This window comes from Paraburkholderia sp. SIMBA_027 (assembly GCF_046535315.1).
Lineage (GTDB): Bacteria > Pseudomonadota > Gammaproteobacteria > Burkholderiales > Burkholderiaceae > Paraburkholderia > Paraburkholderia tropica.
The window spans coordinates 1-264 of sequence record NZ_JAWRWY010000800.1; the positions used below are offsets into that span (position 1 = coordinate 1).

Below are 264 nucleotides of genomic sequence, written 5' to 3' on the forward strand. Positions count from 1 at the left end.
GGTCCGCGAGGATTTCCGTGGTGGACCCTGCGTCCAACAGGATGCTGGCGCTGGCGCCGGGGACCATGGCCAAGGCAGCGCTTGCGATACGGAGCTTTTCGGATTGGCGCTGGATGGCGCGTTCGAAGATGCTTTCTTCCCGGGTGGTGAGGCGGTCTGTGGGGACTGCGCCACCATGACCGCGACGTAGGCTCCCGGAGTCCTCCAGGGCAGCGAGGTCGCGGCGGATTGTCTCAGTGGTAATGCTGAAGCGCTCAGCGAGGT

General features: G+C 65.2%; 1 protein-coding gene. It reads right to left on the bottom strand.

Annotated features, from left to right (window positions below):
- On the bottom strand, positions 1-264 hold a 264-nt coding region (locus SB764_RS41270), incomplete at both ends, for a DeoR family transcriptional regulator (protein ID WP_410866935.1).